The 14765-nt window shown below is 64.8% G+C and carries 14 protein-coding genes; 1 reads left to right on the forward strand and 13 read right to left on the reverse strand.

The window, feature by feature from the left end; all coding sequences use genetic code 11:
• Positions 1 to 126: 126 nt before the first annotated feature.
• Entirely contained in the window at positions 127 to 1020 is an 894-nt protein-coding gene (locus JYK05_RS17810) for an alpha/beta fold hydrolase (RefSeq protein ID WP_206468577.1), read from the reverse strand.
• Positions 1021 to 1317: 297 nt separating this feature from the next.
• Here JYK05_RS17810 and JYK05_RS17815 point away from each other — a divergent pair, with 297 nt between their 5' ends.
• Positions 1318 to 3309, forward strand: coding sequence for a glycoside hydrolase family 28 protein (locus JYK05_RS17815; protein ID WP_206468579.1), 1992 nt, complete (start codon positions 1318 to 1320; stop codon positions 3307 to 3309).
• A gap of 33 nt (positions 3310 to 3342) precedes the next feature.
• On the opposite strand, the gene JYK05_RS17820 is transcribed toward JYK05_RS17815, so the two are convergent.
• The 12 genes from JYK05_RS17820 to JYK05_RS17875 form a co-directional block, all read right to left on the reverse strand.
• On the reverse strand, positions 3343 to 4467 hold the full coding sequence (locus tag JYK05_RS17820; RefSeq protein ID WP_206468581.1) for a succinylglutamate desuccinylase/aspartoacylase family protein: 1125 nt from the start codon (positions 4465 to 4467) through the stop codon (positions 3343 to 3345).
• 180 nt (positions 4468 to 4647) lie between these two features.
• On the reverse strand, positions 4648 to 5151 hold the full coding sequence (locus JYK05_RS17825) for a DUF6496 domain-containing protein (RefSeq protein WP_206468584.1): 504 nt from the start codon (positions 5149 to 5151) through the stop codon (positions 4648 to 4650).
• Between the two features lie 62 nt (positions 5152 to 5213).
• Positions 5214 to 5879 (reverse strand): isoprenylcysteine carboxylmethyltransferase family protein, encoded by a 666-nt coding sequence (locus tag JYK05_RS17830; RefSeq protein WP_206468589.1) that lies wholly within the window; start codon positions 5877 to 5879, stop codon positions 5214 to 5216.
• A 54-nt stretch (positions 5880 to 5933) separates the two neighbouring features.
• Positions 5934 to 7766, reverse strand: a complete 1833-nt coding sequence (locus JYK05_RS17835) for a VWA domain-containing protein (protein ID WP_241269938.1) — start codon at positions 7764 to 7766, stop codon at positions 5934 to 5936.
• Positions 7763 to 8452 (reverse strand): TadE/TadG family type IV pilus assembly protein, encoded by a 690-nt coding sequence (locus JYK05_RS17840; RefSeq protein WP_175942019.1) that lies wholly within the window; start codon positions 8450 to 8452, stop codon positions 7763 to 7765. The genes JYK05_RS17835 and JYK05_RS17840 overlap by 4 nt, the downstream gene beginning before the upstream one ends.
• Positions 8449 to 8931: a TadE/TadG family type IV pilus assembly protein gene (locus tag JYK05_RS17845; RefSeq protein WP_175942021.1), complete on the reverse strand. Its 483-nt coding sequence runs from the start codon at positions 8929 to 8931 to the stop codon at positions 8449 to 8451. Before JYK05_RS17845 ends, JYK05_RS17840 begins: the two co-directional genes overlap by 4 nt.
• Positions 8928 to 9767 (reverse strand): lipopolysaccharide assembly protein LapB, encoded by an 840-nt coding sequence (locus JYK05_RS17850; protein ID WP_175942023.1) that lies wholly within the window; start codon positions 9765 to 9767, stop codon positions 8928 to 8930. Before JYK05_RS17850 ends, JYK05_RS17845 begins: the two co-directional genes overlap by 4 nt.
• Positions 9764 to 10726: a type II secretion system F family protein gene (locus tag JYK05_RS17855; RefSeq protein ID WP_175942024.1), complete on the reverse strand. Its 963-nt coding sequence runs from the start codon at positions 10724 to 10726 to the stop codon at positions 9764 to 9766. The genes JYK05_RS17850 and JYK05_RS17855 overlap by 4 nt, the downstream gene beginning before the upstream one ends.
• The gene (locus JYK05_RS17860) at positions 10723 to 11703 is read right to left on the reverse strand and encodes a type II secretion system F family protein (RefSeq protein ID WP_206468594.1); all 981 of its coding nucleotides are present in this window, start codon (positions 11701 to 11703) and stop codon (positions 10723 to 10725) included. The genes JYK05_RS17855 and JYK05_RS17860 overlap by 4 nt, the downstream gene beginning before the upstream one ends.
• Positions 11700 to 13118 (reverse strand): CpaF family protein, encoded by a 1419-nt coding sequence (locus JYK05_RS17865; RefSeq protein WP_206468596.1) that lies wholly within the window; start codon positions 13116 to 13118, stop codon positions 11700 to 11702. Before JYK05_RS17865 ends, JYK05_RS17860 begins: the two co-directional genes overlap by 4 nt.
• 1 nt (position 13119) lies before the next feature.
• A complete protein-coding gene (locus JYK05_RS17870) occupies positions 13120 to 14340 on the reverse strand; it encodes an AAA family ATPase (protein WP_175942030.1) in 1221 nt (406 codons plus the stop codon).
• 45 nt (positions 14341 to 14385) lie between these two features.
• Positions 14386 to 14760: a CpaD family pilus assembly lipoprotein gene (locus tag JYK05_RS17875; protein ID WP_206468598.1), complete on the reverse strand. Its 375-nt coding sequence runs from the start codon at positions 14758 to 14760 to the stop codon at positions 14386 to 14388.
• Between the last annotated feature and the right edge of the window lie 5 nt (positions 14761 to 14765).

The following is a 14765-nucleotide window of genomic DNA, read 5'->3' on the forward strand; positions in this document are numbered from 1 at the left end:
CGCCGCGCGGTGGTCCGGCGGCAGGCGCCTGCCGCAGCGACCGGTACTGTACACCCATACAGTACCGGTCGCAAAAAGCGGGCGAAGCGTTCGCCCGGCACTTGCAAGTAGCTCGCCCGCTCGCCGTCAGCGCAGGTGAGCGACGAGCGCATCCGCGACGGCATCGGGCGCTTCGCGTGGCGGAAAGTGCCCCGCGCCGTCGATCACGACGCGCCGATAGCCCGCCGTGAAGCAGCCTTCCTGTCCTTCGGACATCGAGACGTCGTCGCAGAAATCCGAGCCGCCCTGAATCATCAGCGCCGGCACGCCGATGCGCTCGATCGTCGCAAGCCGCTCGTACAACGGTTCGAGCGCCGGGTCCGACGGCTGATCGCTGCGCCAGCGGCGGCGATACGCGTTCAGCGTGATCGGCACCCAGTCCGGATTCTCGAAGGCGCGCGCGGTGGCGGCGAACTCGGCTTCGTCGAACCAGCCGGGCGGCGACCATGTGTTCCACTGGATGCGCGCGAAGCCTTTCGGATCGGCGGCGATCACGTCCGGCGCGTCGTCGAGCGACATGAACCACTGGTACCAGAAGCGCCGCGCCTGCGCGAAATCCCGCGGCAACGTGAACTTGCCGCGCGGCTGAAACGCCAGCGCGATGGCCGCCAAGCGCCGCACGCGCTCGGGGAACAGCGCGGCGAGCGTGTAGGCGGCGCGCGCGCCCCAGTCGTGACCGACCACATCGAAACGAGCGATGCCGAGCGCATCCGCCAGATCGATTGCGTCTTGCGCCAGCGCGACGCCCGAGCCATCGCGGATGGTGCCCGCGCGCAAGAAGCGCGTGCCGCCCGCGCCGCGCAATTCCTGAACGATGGTGCGGTAGCCCGCCGCATTGAGCCGCGCCGCGACGTTCGACCAGGCGCGCGCGGCGTCCGGCCAGCCGTGCAGCAGGAGGACGGGCGGTCCATCGGGCGGGCCGGCGTCGGCGTAGGCGATATCGAGCGTCGGCGTCTCTGCGTGCAGTGCGAAGGTCAGCATGGCTCCTCCATTCGGGAAGCGAAGCGTCAATTCTAGAACCGCGCGCGATTCCCCGCCGGACGGCTGCGGCAATAGTGACACATGATGTCGTATGAGATGCGCCGCATGGGTAATCGCTTCCTTACGGGAAAGTCCCGAGCCTATCGCTCATGTGCATGCCTTGACGCACGGCGCGCGACGTCGCTATTGTCACGACAGGAAAACGGTTTCTTACATGGGCGCTTACGCTTGCGGCTGTCATACGACGTCGTTTGAAGCGCCACATCAAAACCGGTCGATACCGGAATGGAGACAAGCATGAAACAGCGCCCCACCGCCCCCGCTTCTGCCCGCCGTCGCTCGCTGCTGAAATTCGCCGGCGCGTCGGCGAGCGCGCCGCTCATCGGCGGACTCGGCAGTCTGAGCGTGCTCGCCGGCTGCGGAGGCGGCCATCACGATTCGGGCGCCCCGGCCACGCCCGAGGACCCGATCTGGGGTCCGTCCGGTGCCGCGACGCAGATCATCAACGCGCTCAAGAACGTGTCGACGTCGATGGTGCCGAGCCGCCAGTTCCTCGTCACCGACTACGGCGCGAAGCCGTGCACCGTGATTGCCGCGACGAGCCCGTACACCGATCCGTCGAAGTCGCCGCTCAGCACCGGCGCGGACCAGACGCAGGCGCCCGGCTCCTTCGACTCGCGCCCCGCGTTCCTCGCGGCCATCGCGGCGTGCAGCGCGGCGGGCGGCGGGCGCGTGGTCGTGCCGGCCGGCAACTGGTATTGCGCGGGGCCGATCATCCTGCAATCCAACGTCGACTTTCACCTGAGCGCGAATTGCGAGATCTTCTTCAGCCCGAATCCGGCGGACTACGCGAAGGACGGCCCGATCGACTGCGGCGCGAATGGCAAGCTCTACTACAGCCGGTGGCAGGCCAACGACTGCCTGAACTACGGCCCGCCCGTCTACGCGCGCAATCAGACGAACATCGCGATTACCGGCGAAGGCGATACATCGGTCCTCAACGGTCAGGCCATGACGCCGTTCGCCGGCAGCGGCAATACGTCGACGTGCTGGTGGACGTGGAAAGGCAATAGCGGCGCCTACGGCTACGCGGGCTCGTCGACGCCCTCGCAGGCGTACGCCAATCCGAACAACGTCGATCTGAAGACCGCCGTGCCCGGCATTTCGGATGCGCTCTACGCCAAGCTCACCGACCCCGCAACGCCGTGGCAACAGGACCAGAACTATCTGCCCGCGCTGTCGGAAGCCGGCGTGGCGATCGAGAAGCGCATCTTCGGCATCGGACATTATCTGCGGCCGAGCATGGTGGAATTCATCGGGTGTACTAATGTTCTGATGCAAGGCTACCGCACCATCAATACGCCGTTCTGGCAGCATCATCCGACCGATTGCAAGAATGTGGTCATCACCGGCGTGACGGTGGATAGCATCGGCCCGAACAACGACGGCTTCGATCCCGATGCCTGCGACATGGTGCTGTGCGACAGCGTCACGTTCAACACCGGCGACGACTGCATCGCGATCAAGTCGGGCAAGGACCTCGATACGCAATACGGCCCGGCGCAGAATCACGTCATCCAGAACTGCACGATGAACAGCGGCCACGGCGGCATCACGCTCGGCAGCGAGATGGGCGGCGGCGTGCAGAACATCTATGCGCGCAACCTTCAGATGCTCAACAAGTTCTGGGCGACGAACTCGCTCAACATCGCGATTCGCGTGAAGACCAACATGAATCGCGGCGGCTTCGTGAAGAACTTCTATGTCGATAACGTGACGCTGCCCAACGGCGTGAGTCTGACGCCGTCGGGCTACGGCAGCAGCCTGCTCGCGGGCAGCCCGATCAACGCGACGGTGCCGCTCGGCGTGGTCACGGCGAGCGCGGCGAATCCGCCGGCGGCGCAAGGCGGCATCATCACGTTCGATTGCGACTATCAGCCGTCGAAGGACGCCATCCGCACGCGCCCGGCGCTGGTGCAGAACGTCAACATCTCGAACGTGAAGGCCAGCAACGTCACGCTGAACGGCGTCACCGGCTCATGCTTTCAGGCGATCGTCGCGCAAGGCCCCGTTGCGTTCGACTACAACGGACCCGCGCCGACGCCTGCCATTCCCGCCATTGCCGGCGTCACGATCACCAATTGCGATTTCGGCACGCCTGTCGCGGCGGGACCGGCAACGGCGACGACGCCCGGACCGATCTACGCGTACAACGTGCATGACATCGTGCTCAACAATACGGTGATCGCAGGGAAGACGTTGAATCAGACCATCACCGACGCGCGGTAACAATGAGGCGCGTGCCGCGGCATTCACGCCGAGTCACGCGCCGATCAGCACGCCGGTCCTGAACGCCGTTGCACCGGTGATTCGTCCGATCGGCGCGCCGGCGTAGACGAAGCGAATGGCGCGTCGCATGTAGAAGACGCCATCGTTCTTCGTGGTGACGGTGGTCACGGCATCCGTCAGCGGATCGATGATGTCGACGACCGCATCGCCCGCCGTCAGCATCGCGCCGATTGCCGCGCGATACGCGACGATGCCGCTTACCGGCGCCGTCAATTGCTCGCTGCCCGCGAGCGGCGTCGCGGCTTGCGCGAGCGGCGGCGGTTCGCGCGCCTCGCCTTCAACTACACCGCGCGCGATCAGGAAGTCGGCGATGGCTTCTGCATCGCGCTCTGCGTGTTCATAGTCCACGTCCCGCTGGCCGCGATGCTCCACCGTCGCCGCGACGTTCGGCGCGCCGAGCGGCGTGCCCTCGTCCAGCAACGCACGCACTTCGTTCCACAGCAACGCGTGGATTTCGTCGAACGACTGGCCGCCGGAATCAGTCGCGAGCAGCACGCCGTTTGCGCCGAGATAGCGGGCAAGCGGCTCGATGGCGGGCCAGCTCGCGGGACTGGTGTAGAGATGCATCGTCGCTTCCCGCGAGCAATGCAAATCGAGCACGATGTCCGCGTCCGATGCGTGCCTGAGCAGCGCGAGCCGCAACGATTCGAATTCGTTGGCGGCGGTCATTTCGCCGAGCATCTCGCGCACCGCCGCGCGCAGAAGCCGCGTGTTGTGCGTGGCATCCGTGGCCGACAAGCGTGAACGAATGCGTTTGACCAATGCGCTTGCGGGCGGCATCGGAAAGTTGCGGTTGAAGTTGTGCCCGCTGTTGCTCTCGAAGCGCCCGAGGAACTGACCGAATACATGCTGCGCTAAACCGACGGGATTAGCCACCGGCACGAGCACGACTTCGCCGCGCACGCGCCCGCTCGCTTCGAGTTGCTTGAGACGCTGCTTCAGCCGCCACGCCGCGAGCATGGCGGGCGTCTCGTCTGCGTGAAGCGATGCTTGCACGTAGACCTTTTCGTGGGCATGCGGTACGCCGAAGTGAAAGCTGACCAGTTCGCGCGTGGTGCCGAGCGTCGTCGTGACGAGCGGCGTGCGTTCAATGCGCATAGTGAGTGGTTCGTATCGATTGCATTGGCTCGGAGTCGGCGTTGGATCACCGCGACGACCGAGGCCGTGTTCGGCGCGATGCACTGCATCGCGCGCACGGATTATCTCGCGCTCGAACCACTGAGGCTAGCGCTGCAGGCCTGATTCAGCAGGCGCGCTGGCACCCGCGCAAACGCGGCCTCAACGCGATGCGTGACGCGAAGCCGAATGCGACTTCTTGCCCGAAGCGTTCGCGCGCCGCGTGGCCCAACCCTTCTTGGCGGCGGCGGAACGGTCGGCGGCCGAGCGGCGGCTTGCACTCGCGTGCGCCTGCTTCGAGAGCGACTTGTGCGACGCGGCCTTCGAGCTTTCGCGCTTGAGCACGCGCGTGGACGTGGCGGATCGCTTAGCCTTCGACTCGGTGCTCGGACTCTTCGTCTTGCGATGCGCGGCCTTGGTATCCTGCGCGGCTTTCTTGCGCGTGCCTTCGGAGGCTTCGCCCTTCTTCGGCGTCTTGAGCTTGACGCCCGCGCGCCGCGCCTCCGACAACCCGATCGCGATGGCCTGCTTGGCCGACTTCGCGCCGTGCTTGCCTTCGCGTACGTGGTCGATCTGCTCCTTCACGAACGCGCCCGCCTGCGTGCTCGGCGACTTCCCTGCGCGCTTCGCTTTCTCGGCGCGTTCGAGGGTTTTCTTCTCGGGCATGTCGGTGCTCCTTGGGATGTGGAGATGCCGATGGAGCGAGCAACACGCGTGCCCGGCGCCGTCTAGAAAATGCCTGCAATCAAGCGATAGCGCACGCGTTTCGCATACTCGCGATAGGTGTCGTCTTCGGACAAGAGCCGCTCCTCGCGAACGATGCGCGTCACCTGCAACGTCCAGTGCACGACGAGCACGATCACGTTCTGCAACCCGAAATTGGGCAGCAGAAAGCCGATGTCCTTGATGAGATAGCCGAAGTACATCGGATGGCGAATGAGCTTGTACGGCCCGTGCACGACCACGCCGCGGTTCGCCGGCAAGATGCCGAACGAGCGGCGCAGCGAGAGCTTCGCGCTGATCTGCACCGACATGCCGATCACCTGAAGGCAAACTGCCACCCACTCGGGAATCAGATGGATACCGGGCTTGATATCGAAGGCCAGGAAGTAGAACGTCGCGACGCTCGAGACCATCACGGACAGCACGTTCCAGTCTCGCTTGCCCGGCACGCGCGAGAGCAAGGAAAAGACGATGGTCACCACTTCGGAAAGCACCATCAGCAACACCGTAACGCGCGACGGATCGCGCCAGAACTGCACGAGGGAGCCGTAAAGAAAAAGGCCGAGCGTCGCGACGGTGACGATGCGAATGGCCGCTTCCACCAGAACATCGGCATGCGCCTGAAGCCAGGCTGCCACCGGATTCGCGCGGAGTGCTGCATCTATGTTCATCACGTCACCTGCTGCATGAAGTCCAGGAAAAAGTCACGCCCTTCCTTTTTAACGTCACTGAGTCAGTCGGAGCACACCCAGGTTTCCAGCAATCTGCTGAAAAATCTGGTTGAGCGTCGCGTTGTCCGGCGCGTGGTAATAGTTGCCCGGCGTGGCGCACGACTGCATGGTCTGCTGCGCCTTCACGCTGGTGCTGTCGGTGCCGTACTTGCCGAACGTGATCGCATAGATCGTGATGCCGCTGTTCTTCATCGCCGAGCAGACGCCGAGTTGGAAGGTATTGAGATTGTCGGCACTAGAAGTCACTCCGTTAAGTCCGAGCTGCACCGACTTCAAATTTCGGTCGCCTTGCGAGAGCTGGTTGAAGTACGGCATCGGGAACGTGCCGGAGGTCGTGCCGGGATCGTTGACCCCGTCGGTCAGCACGATCGCCACGCGTTGCAGCCCCTGCGTCGTTTCCGGGCGCGGCAGCGTCGTATCGCTCGACGTAGTCCAGCCGTTGTTGCTTCCCGCCACCGCAGGCGACCAGTCCGACGACAACATGCGCCAGCCCCACAACAGCCCGGTCGGAATCATCGTCGAGCCGTAGGCCTTCATCGAGTTGATGGCGGAGGTAAGCGTGTTCTGGTTCTTCGTGAGGAACACGACCGGCTGAATCGAGCACGGCAGGAAGTCGCTGGAACTGCCGTTCTGGTCGTACGTGATGTTGGTGCTCGTCGTCGTCTGCGACCAGCTGCTGGTCGGCGAGGTCGCGGTGCCGCCGCTACACAGCGTCGCCGAGCCGTAACTGCCGCGGTAGTACGAAAGCGGCACGCCTTTGATGACCGCAGGATTCGGATTCACGCTAGTCGACGCGTTGCAACTGCTCGTGTAGTACCTGATCGAGAAACCGGAAGGCGGCACGTTGAAGTACCACGGCGTGAAGCCCGGCAAACTCTTCGGCGCATAGGCCTGCGGCTCGATATGGCCACTCGAATCGTGCGGCTCGACCACGCAGCCGCTCCAATTGGAGATGGTCACGCCGGTGGAGTTGTAGAGCCACTTGCTGGAATCCTGCTGCATCCACGAACCGCTGGTGTTGAGAGAACCCTTGACGTTGACCATCGTCGTGAAAGGCACGAGCCCGATATACGAGTCGTTGCCCGAGACGCCGAGAATCTGACCGATGAGCGTGTTCGCGGCGCTTTGAAGGCCCTGGAGCTTGGTCGACGCGCCTGACGAAGTGGAGGAGCCGTCCGCGGTGTCGGCCATGGAGCCGGTGTTGTCGAGGATCAGCGCGAGTTCCAGCGTGCTCTTCGGCAGACGTAGTGCCGAGTTGCTTGCGCTGATGGTCTGCGTCGTCGGCTGGGTCGTGCCGGAACCGCCGCTGCCGCCGCTCCCCGTCCCGCCGCTGGAACTGCTCGTCGTGCCGAAAATGTACGGCGCGTAGAGCGGCACCGACCCGGAAGCCGCGAGCTGGATAGTCTGCCCCGTCGCTGGCGAGCCGGTCACGGTCGCCGTGAAGTTCGAGTTCGGCATGGTGAGGCCGAGGTAGCCGGTCGGCATGTTGGCGTCGTAATAGGCGCGCGCGTCGGCCTGCCATTGCGCCAGATTCGCGCCGGTCGTCGAACTGAAATGCGCGAGGTCGGCACCCGCCGACAGCGTGGCGACGTCGAGCGCCATCTGCATGCGCGACGACGAGTTCGCCACGTCGATGGTATCGAGCGCGGTGGCGAGCGTGCCGATCATCACGCTCGCGGTGAGCGCGAACATCACAGTGAGCGCGCCCTCTTCGCCCAGGACGAGATTCGCCACCGAGCGCGGCATGCGCGGGCCGCCGAAGTTGGCGAAGAAGGCGGGCTTCGCGTGAGCGCGCGCGCCGGTGCAAGACACGGGCCTGTTTTTCACGATGACGTATTCAGACTAAGCGGCAAACCGTTGCGCGTGCGCACGTAGATGCGTTGATAGATGGTCCGCATGCCGGGCGCGCTGCTCCAGAAGGCGCGCGTCGCGGCCCATGGGTCGTAGTTGTAGAGAATCTCGACGATCACGGCCGAATCGCCCGGACGAAACGGCCAGGTCGTCGGCAGCATGTTGGTCGTGCCGATCTGCGAGACGAGCCCCGAGGCGTTCCAGGGCGCGCCGCGCTGCCAGCTTCTGTATTGCGTGCCCGTCTTCGTGAGATCGGTCTGGTCCGTCGAGCTGACGTCGGAAGTCCCCGGCATCTTGCAACCGCTCGTGCCCTTCAGGTCGCACACGGCGGAGATGAACACCGCGCCGTTCGTCTGAAGGTCGGTCGGCGCGGCGAGCAATGCGGCCGCTGCCCACAGCGCGCCGAGATTGTTGGCGTTCGTCGTCGCGTTGCTGTCGAGCACCTGCGTGAACTGGCCGATCGAATCCGCGAGCGTGAAGGCCGTGTGCTCGAGCGTGCTCGCCGCGCGCATGTACAGATAGATCTCGGCGAAGCCCGACAGCACGAGACACATGAGCGGCGTGATGATGACGAATTCCACCGTCACGCTTCCGACATTGGAGCGCCACAGGCGGACGGAGAAGCGCGCGAGAAGGCGCAGCAGAGGGCGTGCGAAGCTCATTTCTCGTTCTGCACGATGTAGTTGCGCTGGAACACCAGCTGGTTGATGCCGACGAGCTTGGGAATGCCGGTGAAGGGCGGCATCGTCAGCGTGATGTTGTACGACACGACATCGCCGAAACCGCCGAGGCTGCCGTCCGTCGAATTGCTGGTGCCGATGGCCCCGTACGCGCCGTAGCTCACCGTGTCGATGACGATGGTCGCGCCGATGTTCGTCCAGCCGCCGAGAATGGTGTTGATGATCTTCTTGGCCTGATCCGAGCGCGTGCCGCTCGCCGGGTCGACGGTGGTCAACCCCGTGCGCGAGGCCTGCTGCGCCGCGATCTGCACTGTCGCATCGACGCACATGTCGAGCGCGAGCTCCATCGTCATGAGAACGAGGATGAACGACAGCGGCCCGACGATCGCAAATTCGATGGTCGAAATCCCGCGGTCGTCGCGCAGGCAGCGGCGCCAGAACGGACGGCGTGCGGCGCTCATCTCGCGCTCACCGACGTGACGGACGCGTCGCTCATGCCCATGCGCTGACGCTGGATTTCATAGAAGCGCAGATTGTCCTGCACGGTCGACTTGGGCAGATCGCGGCCGAGAATCTCGGCGGCTGCGTCGTCGTTGCCGAGCAGGCCGTACGCGAGCGCCAGATCCTGACGCGCCTGCGGCGGCGCGGCCGGAAAACGCGTCACATCAAGCAACACGTTTGCGCCGTCGCGCGGCTTGCCCGACATCACGAGCGAAAGGCCGAGGTTGATGGACAGCGACGTGTCACCCGGATTGCGCTTCAACGCTTCGTGCAGCACCGTTTGCGCCTCGTCGTGCTTGCCCTGCAAGTCGAGCGCGGCGCCGAGGCCCGCTGCGGCGAGCGGATCGTCGGGGCTTTCCGCGAGCACGCGCTGGTACGTGGCGATTGCATCGTCGAAGCGGCGCTGGCGGATAGCGACGCGCGCCGCGCCGATCAGCGGCGCCGGCGCGGACTTATCGATCGCGCTCGCCTTGTTGTAATAGACGCCGGCGCGCGTGAAGTCGCCCACTGTGTAGAGCGCATTGCCGAGCCCGGTCAGCGCCTCGACCGAGTTCGGATTGTTTTGCAGGATCTTTTCGTAGAGCGTCGTCGCCATGTCCATGTTGCCGGATTCGAGCGCGGACTGCGCAATGCGCAATTCGCTCATCGCGCTGGGCGAGCCGTTCTTGCTGACCGGCCGCAGGTCGGTGGACGCGTGCGTGGTGGTCGTAGTCGTGCAGCCGCCGGCGATCAAAACAAGCGCGGCGCAACCGGCCAGCAGCGAAACGCGTCGGGCGAAGGATCGGGGAGTCTTCATTTGGTCTTGTCGATGAAAGCGAGCAGCTGAATAACGGACGGTCCGGCGGCGATCGCGATAATGGCGGGCAGAATGAAAAGCATCATCGGCACGACCATCTTCGGCGCGAGTTGCGCGGCCTTTTCTTCAAGCGAGGCGATGTGCTGCACGCGCTCCGTGCGCGACAGCGTGCGCAGCGCCTGCGTGATCGGCGTGCCGTAACGCATGGACTGCGTGAGCGTAGAAATCAGCGCGCGGATGGACGGCAAGTCGATGCGCTCCGCGAGCCCGTTGAGTGCGCGCGTGCTGTCGCCGGAGAGCTTCAACTCGTCGGCGGTGAACGCAAATTCATCCGACAGCGGCGGGCAGATCGTCTTCAGTTCGTCCGCGACGCGGCGAATGGAAACGCCGAGACTATTGCCCGCGTTCGTGCAGATCACGAGCAGATCGAGCGCGTCGGGCAGGCAGCTCGCCATCGCGGCGCGGCGGCGGCTCGCCATGAAGCTGACGAGATACTCCGGCACGATCATGCCGACGATGAACGCGAACAGCATCGCCACGCCGCGCACGGCGGGAAAGTGGCCGAGCACCGGAATGCGCGAGCCGAGCATCACGGTGAGCGTCGCGCCGACCAGTCCCACGCAGAACTTCGAAGCGAGCAGCACCGACACCGAGAGGTTGCTGCGGTAGCCGCTTTTGATGAGTTCCTGCTGGAGCTTGAGCCGATACTTCGCGTCGAAGAGCGGCAGCTTGTCGCCGATGCGCGCGAGACGCCGCATCAGGCGCTTGCGAAAGCCGGCGTCTTCCTGCTCGTCGGCGTGGCCCGCGCCCGTGCGCAGGCTCGCGCCCGCAAGCCGCGTGCGCTCGGCGATGCGGCCGCGCTGGCCGCCGTGGCGCGTCATCCACCAGATAGCAAGGCCCGCGAAGAGCGCGAGCAGCATCAGCAGATTGATGAGTGTCTCGACCTGATTCGGCTTCATCGCGACGTATCCAACTTGGAGATCTTGCTGATGACCATGAGGCCGACCACGATCGAAATCGCACCGAAGGTCATCAGCTTCTTGCCCGCTTCGGTATAGAACAGCACCATCGCGTAATCGCGATTCAAAAAGAACATGCTGGCGATGATGCACACCGGCACCGCCGCAAGAATCTTCGTTGTGATGCGCGCCTCGCCCGTAAGCGCCTTGGCCTTCGTGCGAATTTCGCGGCGCGTTCGCACGATGCCCGCCAGGTTTTCGAGCGTCTCGCCAAGCTGCCCGCCGGTTTCGCGCTGAAGCAGCAGGCACACGCAGAAGAACGAAAAGTCCGCGATCTCGATGCGTTCCATCGCCACGACGAGCACTTCTTCGAGGTCGAGACCGACTTGCAGCGAATCGCTCATCAGCTTGAATTCGCTCTTGAGCGGCTCGGGGCACTCGTCGGCGGCCGTGCTGATGACATGCGTCACCGGCACGCCCGCACGCACGGCGCGCACGATCAGGTCGATGACATCGGGAAAGCCGTCGAGGAAGCGGCGGCGAAAGCGCGCTACGAGGAACGCGTAGCTCTTCATCGTCGCGAACACCGGCAGGCCGAGCACGAGGAGCGGCTTCACCGCACTGGGCAGCGGCAGCAACTGGGACATGACGAGCGCGATGACGAGCCCGAGAACGCCGGCGGCCATCACGATGCGCATGCCGTTCGCGCCCGCCACGGCCTTGAGACGCGATACCTTCGGTCCGAAGAAGCGTGTGAACGCGTTATCGCGCTTGTTGACCTTGAAGAGCTCCGTGTCGAACTGCCCGGCTCTGCGGTCGCGCGAGCCGATCACCGCGTGATTGACGAACGACGCCTGCATGCGCGCTTGTATGCGTGCGTGCGGCTGACTTTTGCGCATGTCCTGCATGATGATGAACATGACGCCCGCCAGAATCGCGATCACAAACGTGCAGAGGGTGAGCAGGTTGATGTTCATGCCGGCTTCATCGCCTCGAGCAGCGCCTCTTCCAGGCCGTAGTACTGCGCGCGTTGCGAGAACGCCGGCCGCACGGCGGCGGATTCGTACACGCCCTTCACTTCTTCGCTATAGGCGCTCGCGTCATAGCGAAAGGTGAACAGGTCCTGCGTGATGATGACGTCGCCTTCCATGCCCACGAGTTCCGTGATGCGCGTGACGCGCCGCATGCCGTCGCGCATGCGCTCGATCTGCACGATGAGGTGCACCGCGCTCGCAATCTGGCGGCGAATGGACAAGAGCGGCAGGTTGCCGTTGGCCATCATCACCATCGATTCAAGACGCGTGATGCCGTCGCGCGGCGTGTTCGCGTGGATGGTGGTCATGGAGCCGTCGTGGCCCGTGTTCATCGCCTGGAGCACGTCGAAGGCTTCGGGGCCACGCGTTTCGCCAAGAATGATGCGGTCCGGGCGCATCCGCAGCGCGTTGCGCACGAGATCGCGCTGGGTCACCGCGCCGAGCCCTTCGGCGTTCTCCGGGCGCGTTTCAAGACTGACGACGTGCGGCTGCACGAGCTGCAATTCCGCCGCGTCTTCGATCGTCACCGTGCGCTCGCCGTGTCCGATGAAGTGCGACAGCGCATTGAGCAGCGTCGTCTTGCCGGAACCCGTGCCGCCCGAAACGATGACGTTGAGACGGCAAGTGCTCGCCAGTTTCAGCACGGTCGCCATCGCGGGCGACATGTTGCCCTGCTGCGCCATGCGATGCAGCGTGATATTGCGCTTCGAGAACTTACGAATGGAGATCGACGCGCCGTGAACGGCGAGCGGCGGCAACACGACGTTGACCCGGCTGCCGTCCGCAAGACGCGCATCGACCATCGGCGAGCTTTCATCGACACGCCGCCCCACGCCTGCCGCGATGCGCTGCGCCACGTTGATGACGTGCGCGTTGTCGCGGAATTTGCAGTTGGTCAACTCGAGCCGGCCGTGGCGTTCCACGTAGACCTGATCTGGTCCGTTCACCAACACGTCGGTGATGGTCTCATCGGCCAGCAGCGGCTCGATCGGGCCGAGACCGTACATGTCGTTCAGCAGTTCGCCGACAATCTGCACCTGCTCGGAGATCGTGATGTTCAGCCCTTCGCGCTCGGCGACTTCCATCACGAGCGCCTCGATGCCGGGCTTCATCTGCTCGCGCGACTTGCCGACGACCGCCGAAGCGTTCATCGAAGAGAACACGCCGTTGCGGATCGCCCTGAACAGATCCGAGCGCACGAGGGTGTCGTTGGCATCGGGTGCGGGCGCGGGCGTCGGCACGGGTGCAGGAGACGGCGCTGCCGCCGGCACCGCCGCCACCGGCAGCGGATGCACGTTCTCGGGTTGCGTCTCGAACGTTTGCGGCGGCGTGCGGACGGCCTGCTTCTGGCCAAACATTTCAGCTTCTCCTCAGTCTGAACTTTTGCAGCAGCGAGCGTTCGACCGTCGTCTGCTGCCCGGTGAGGTCGCTGGCAATGCGCACGATGGCCTGATTGAAGCCGTTCGCGGCCTTCTCCTTGGGCGCTTCGCCCAGGTTCTCGGCAGTCGCGAGCGCCTTGTTTTCGAACTGGATCTCGTGCAGCACCGTGCGGCCGACTGCCTGCATGAAATCGGTCACCTGCACCTTGCCCGCGGTCGCCGCATTCGGGTTGTTGAGGAGAAGGGAAGTCGGCGGATTGTTGTCGCGGTCTTCGATGAAACGCAGCAGGCGAATCGTCTCGCGCGTCGCGTGCACGGAACGATCCGTGACGAGATAGACGCGCGACGCCTGATCGAACGCATCCTGGGCGAGCGAATCGCCCGGATTGCCGACATCGATGATCACGTAGTGGAAGCTGTCGCACAGCAGTTCGATGACGCGCTTGAGCGCGCCCGGCGGATGCGCGCGCTGCGTGCCGTATTCGAGATCGGCGGTCAGCAGGAACAGGCGGCCGCCGTTCGCGACGAGCGTGCGTTCCACGTATTGCGGATCGAGCCGGTGCGCGTTCTGCAGGACGTCCACGAGGCCGCCGTTGGTCTGCGCGCCGAGCATGCTGTTGGCCGCGCCGCCCGTCAGGTTCAGATCGACGAACGCAACCCGGCGATGCGTGTCTTCAGCCAAATATCGCGCGAGATTGAGCGCGACCGTCGTCACGCCCACGCCGCCGCGCGTGCCCGCGAACGCGATGGTCTTGCCGGCGCGCGCCAGCGACACCGGGCTCACCTTGCCCTCGGCCACGTTGATGGTGCGCTTGAGCAGTTCCACCGTCAGCGGCTTCACGAGATAGTCGCGCACGCCGATCTTCAGGAGACTGCGGAACAGGCCTACGTCGTTGCGCTCGCCGATGGTGATGACCTGCACCGACGGCTCGCACACTTCGGCGAGGCGGTTGAGGTCGGACAGCGGCATCACGGAGCCTTGCAGGTCCACCAGCAGAAATTGCGGCGAACGCTCGAGACGGCTGACGTACGAAATCGCGTCCTCCAGATTGCCGAGCGCGACATGCGCGTGCGGCATCGCCTGTTCGAGCACGAAGCTCTTCAGGACCTGCTCGGTCTGACGGTCGGAGACGAAGGCGATGAAGTCGGCGGCGCGGACCGAACCCTTGCCCTTGATCAGCGTGAATTCTGTTGTGCTCATGGCGTTCGGAGTCGCTCGTTGGTCACTGTTATCGGTGCGGTTCGCTTACTTGCTGCTGCGGGACGTCGCCGTGTCGAGCGGAATCACCCGGCCGTTCTCGTAGCGGTTGACTGCGCTTGCCGCGACGGCGGCATCGGCCGGGCCGAGCGTCTGCGGATGCACGGCGTCTTCCGGCCGCGCGAGTTGCGCCGCGAGATTCGTGTAGGTGGCGCAGCCCCACTGCATCGCCGGGCGGCGCACGCCAGCATCGGTCAGTAGCGAGGCGCGCTGAAGCTGCTCGCAGTCGGGCGGCACGGCGTTGTGGCCGTCGTAGCCGATCACGCGCGCGTCGGGCATGCTGGCGGGCGGCTTGATGCAGCCCGCGAGCGGCACGGCGAACGCGCAAGCGGCGAGAAGCGAAATGAGACGAAGGTGGTTCATGGCGC

The organism is Caballeronia sp. M1242 (genome assembly GCF_017220215.1).
Taxonomy (GTDB): domain Bacteria; phylum Pseudomonadota; class Gammaproteobacteria; order Burkholderiales; family Burkholderiaceae; genus Caballeronia.

Coding starts and splice junctions, on each gene's coding strand:
- JYK05_RS17810 (WP_206468577.1), bottom strand. CDS start 1,020: ATGCTGACCTTCGCACTGCACGCAGAGACGCCGACGCTCGATATCGCC.
- JYK05_RS17815 (WP_206468579.1), top strand. CDS start 1,318: ATGAAACAGCGCCCCACCGCCCCCGCTTCTGCCCGCCGTCGCTCGCTG.
- JYK05_RS17820 (WP_206468581.1), bottom strand. CDS start 4,467: ATGCGCATTGAACGCACGCCGCTCGTCACGACGACGCTCGGCACCACG.
- JYK05_RS17825 (WP_206468584.1), bottom strand. CDS start 5,151: ATGCCCGAGAAGAAAACCCTCGAACGCGCCGAGAAAGCGAAGCGCGCA.
- JYK05_RS17830 (WP_206468589.1), bottom strand. CDS start 5,879: ATGAACATAGATGCAGCACTCCGCGCGAATCCGGTGGCAGCCTGGCTT.
- JYK05_RS17840 (WP_175942019.1), bottom strand. CDS start 8,452: ATGAGCTTCGCACGCCCTCTGCTGCGCCTTCTCGCGCGCTTCTCCGTC.
- JYK05_RS17845 (WP_175942021.1), bottom strand. CDS start 8,931: ATGAGCGCCGCACGCCGTCCGTTCTGGCGCCGCTGCCTGCGCGACGAC.
- JYK05_RS17850 (WP_175942023.1), bottom strand. CDS start 9,767: ATGAAGACTCCCCGATCCTTCGCCCGACGCGTTTCGCTGCTGGCCGGT.
- JYK05_RS17855 (WP_175942024.1), bottom strand. CDS start 10,726: ATGAAGCCGAATCAGGTCGAGACACTCATCAATCTGCTGATGCTGCTC.
- JYK05_RS17860 (WP_206468594.1), bottom strand. CDS start 11,703: ATGAACATCAACCTGCTCACCCTCTGCACGTTTGTGATCGCGATTCTG.
- JYK05_RS17865 (WP_206468596.1), bottom strand. CDS start 13,118: ATGTTTGGCCAGAAGCAGGCCGTCCGCACGCCGCCGCAAACGTTCGAG.
- JYK05_RS17870 (WP_175942030.1), bottom strand. CDS start 14,340: ATGAGCACAACAGAATTCACGCTGATCAAGGGCAAGGGTTCGGTCCGC.
- JYK05_RS17875 (WP_206468598.1), bottom strand. CDS start 14,760: ATGAACCACCTTCGTCTCATTTCGCTTCTCGCCGCTTGCGCGTTCGCC.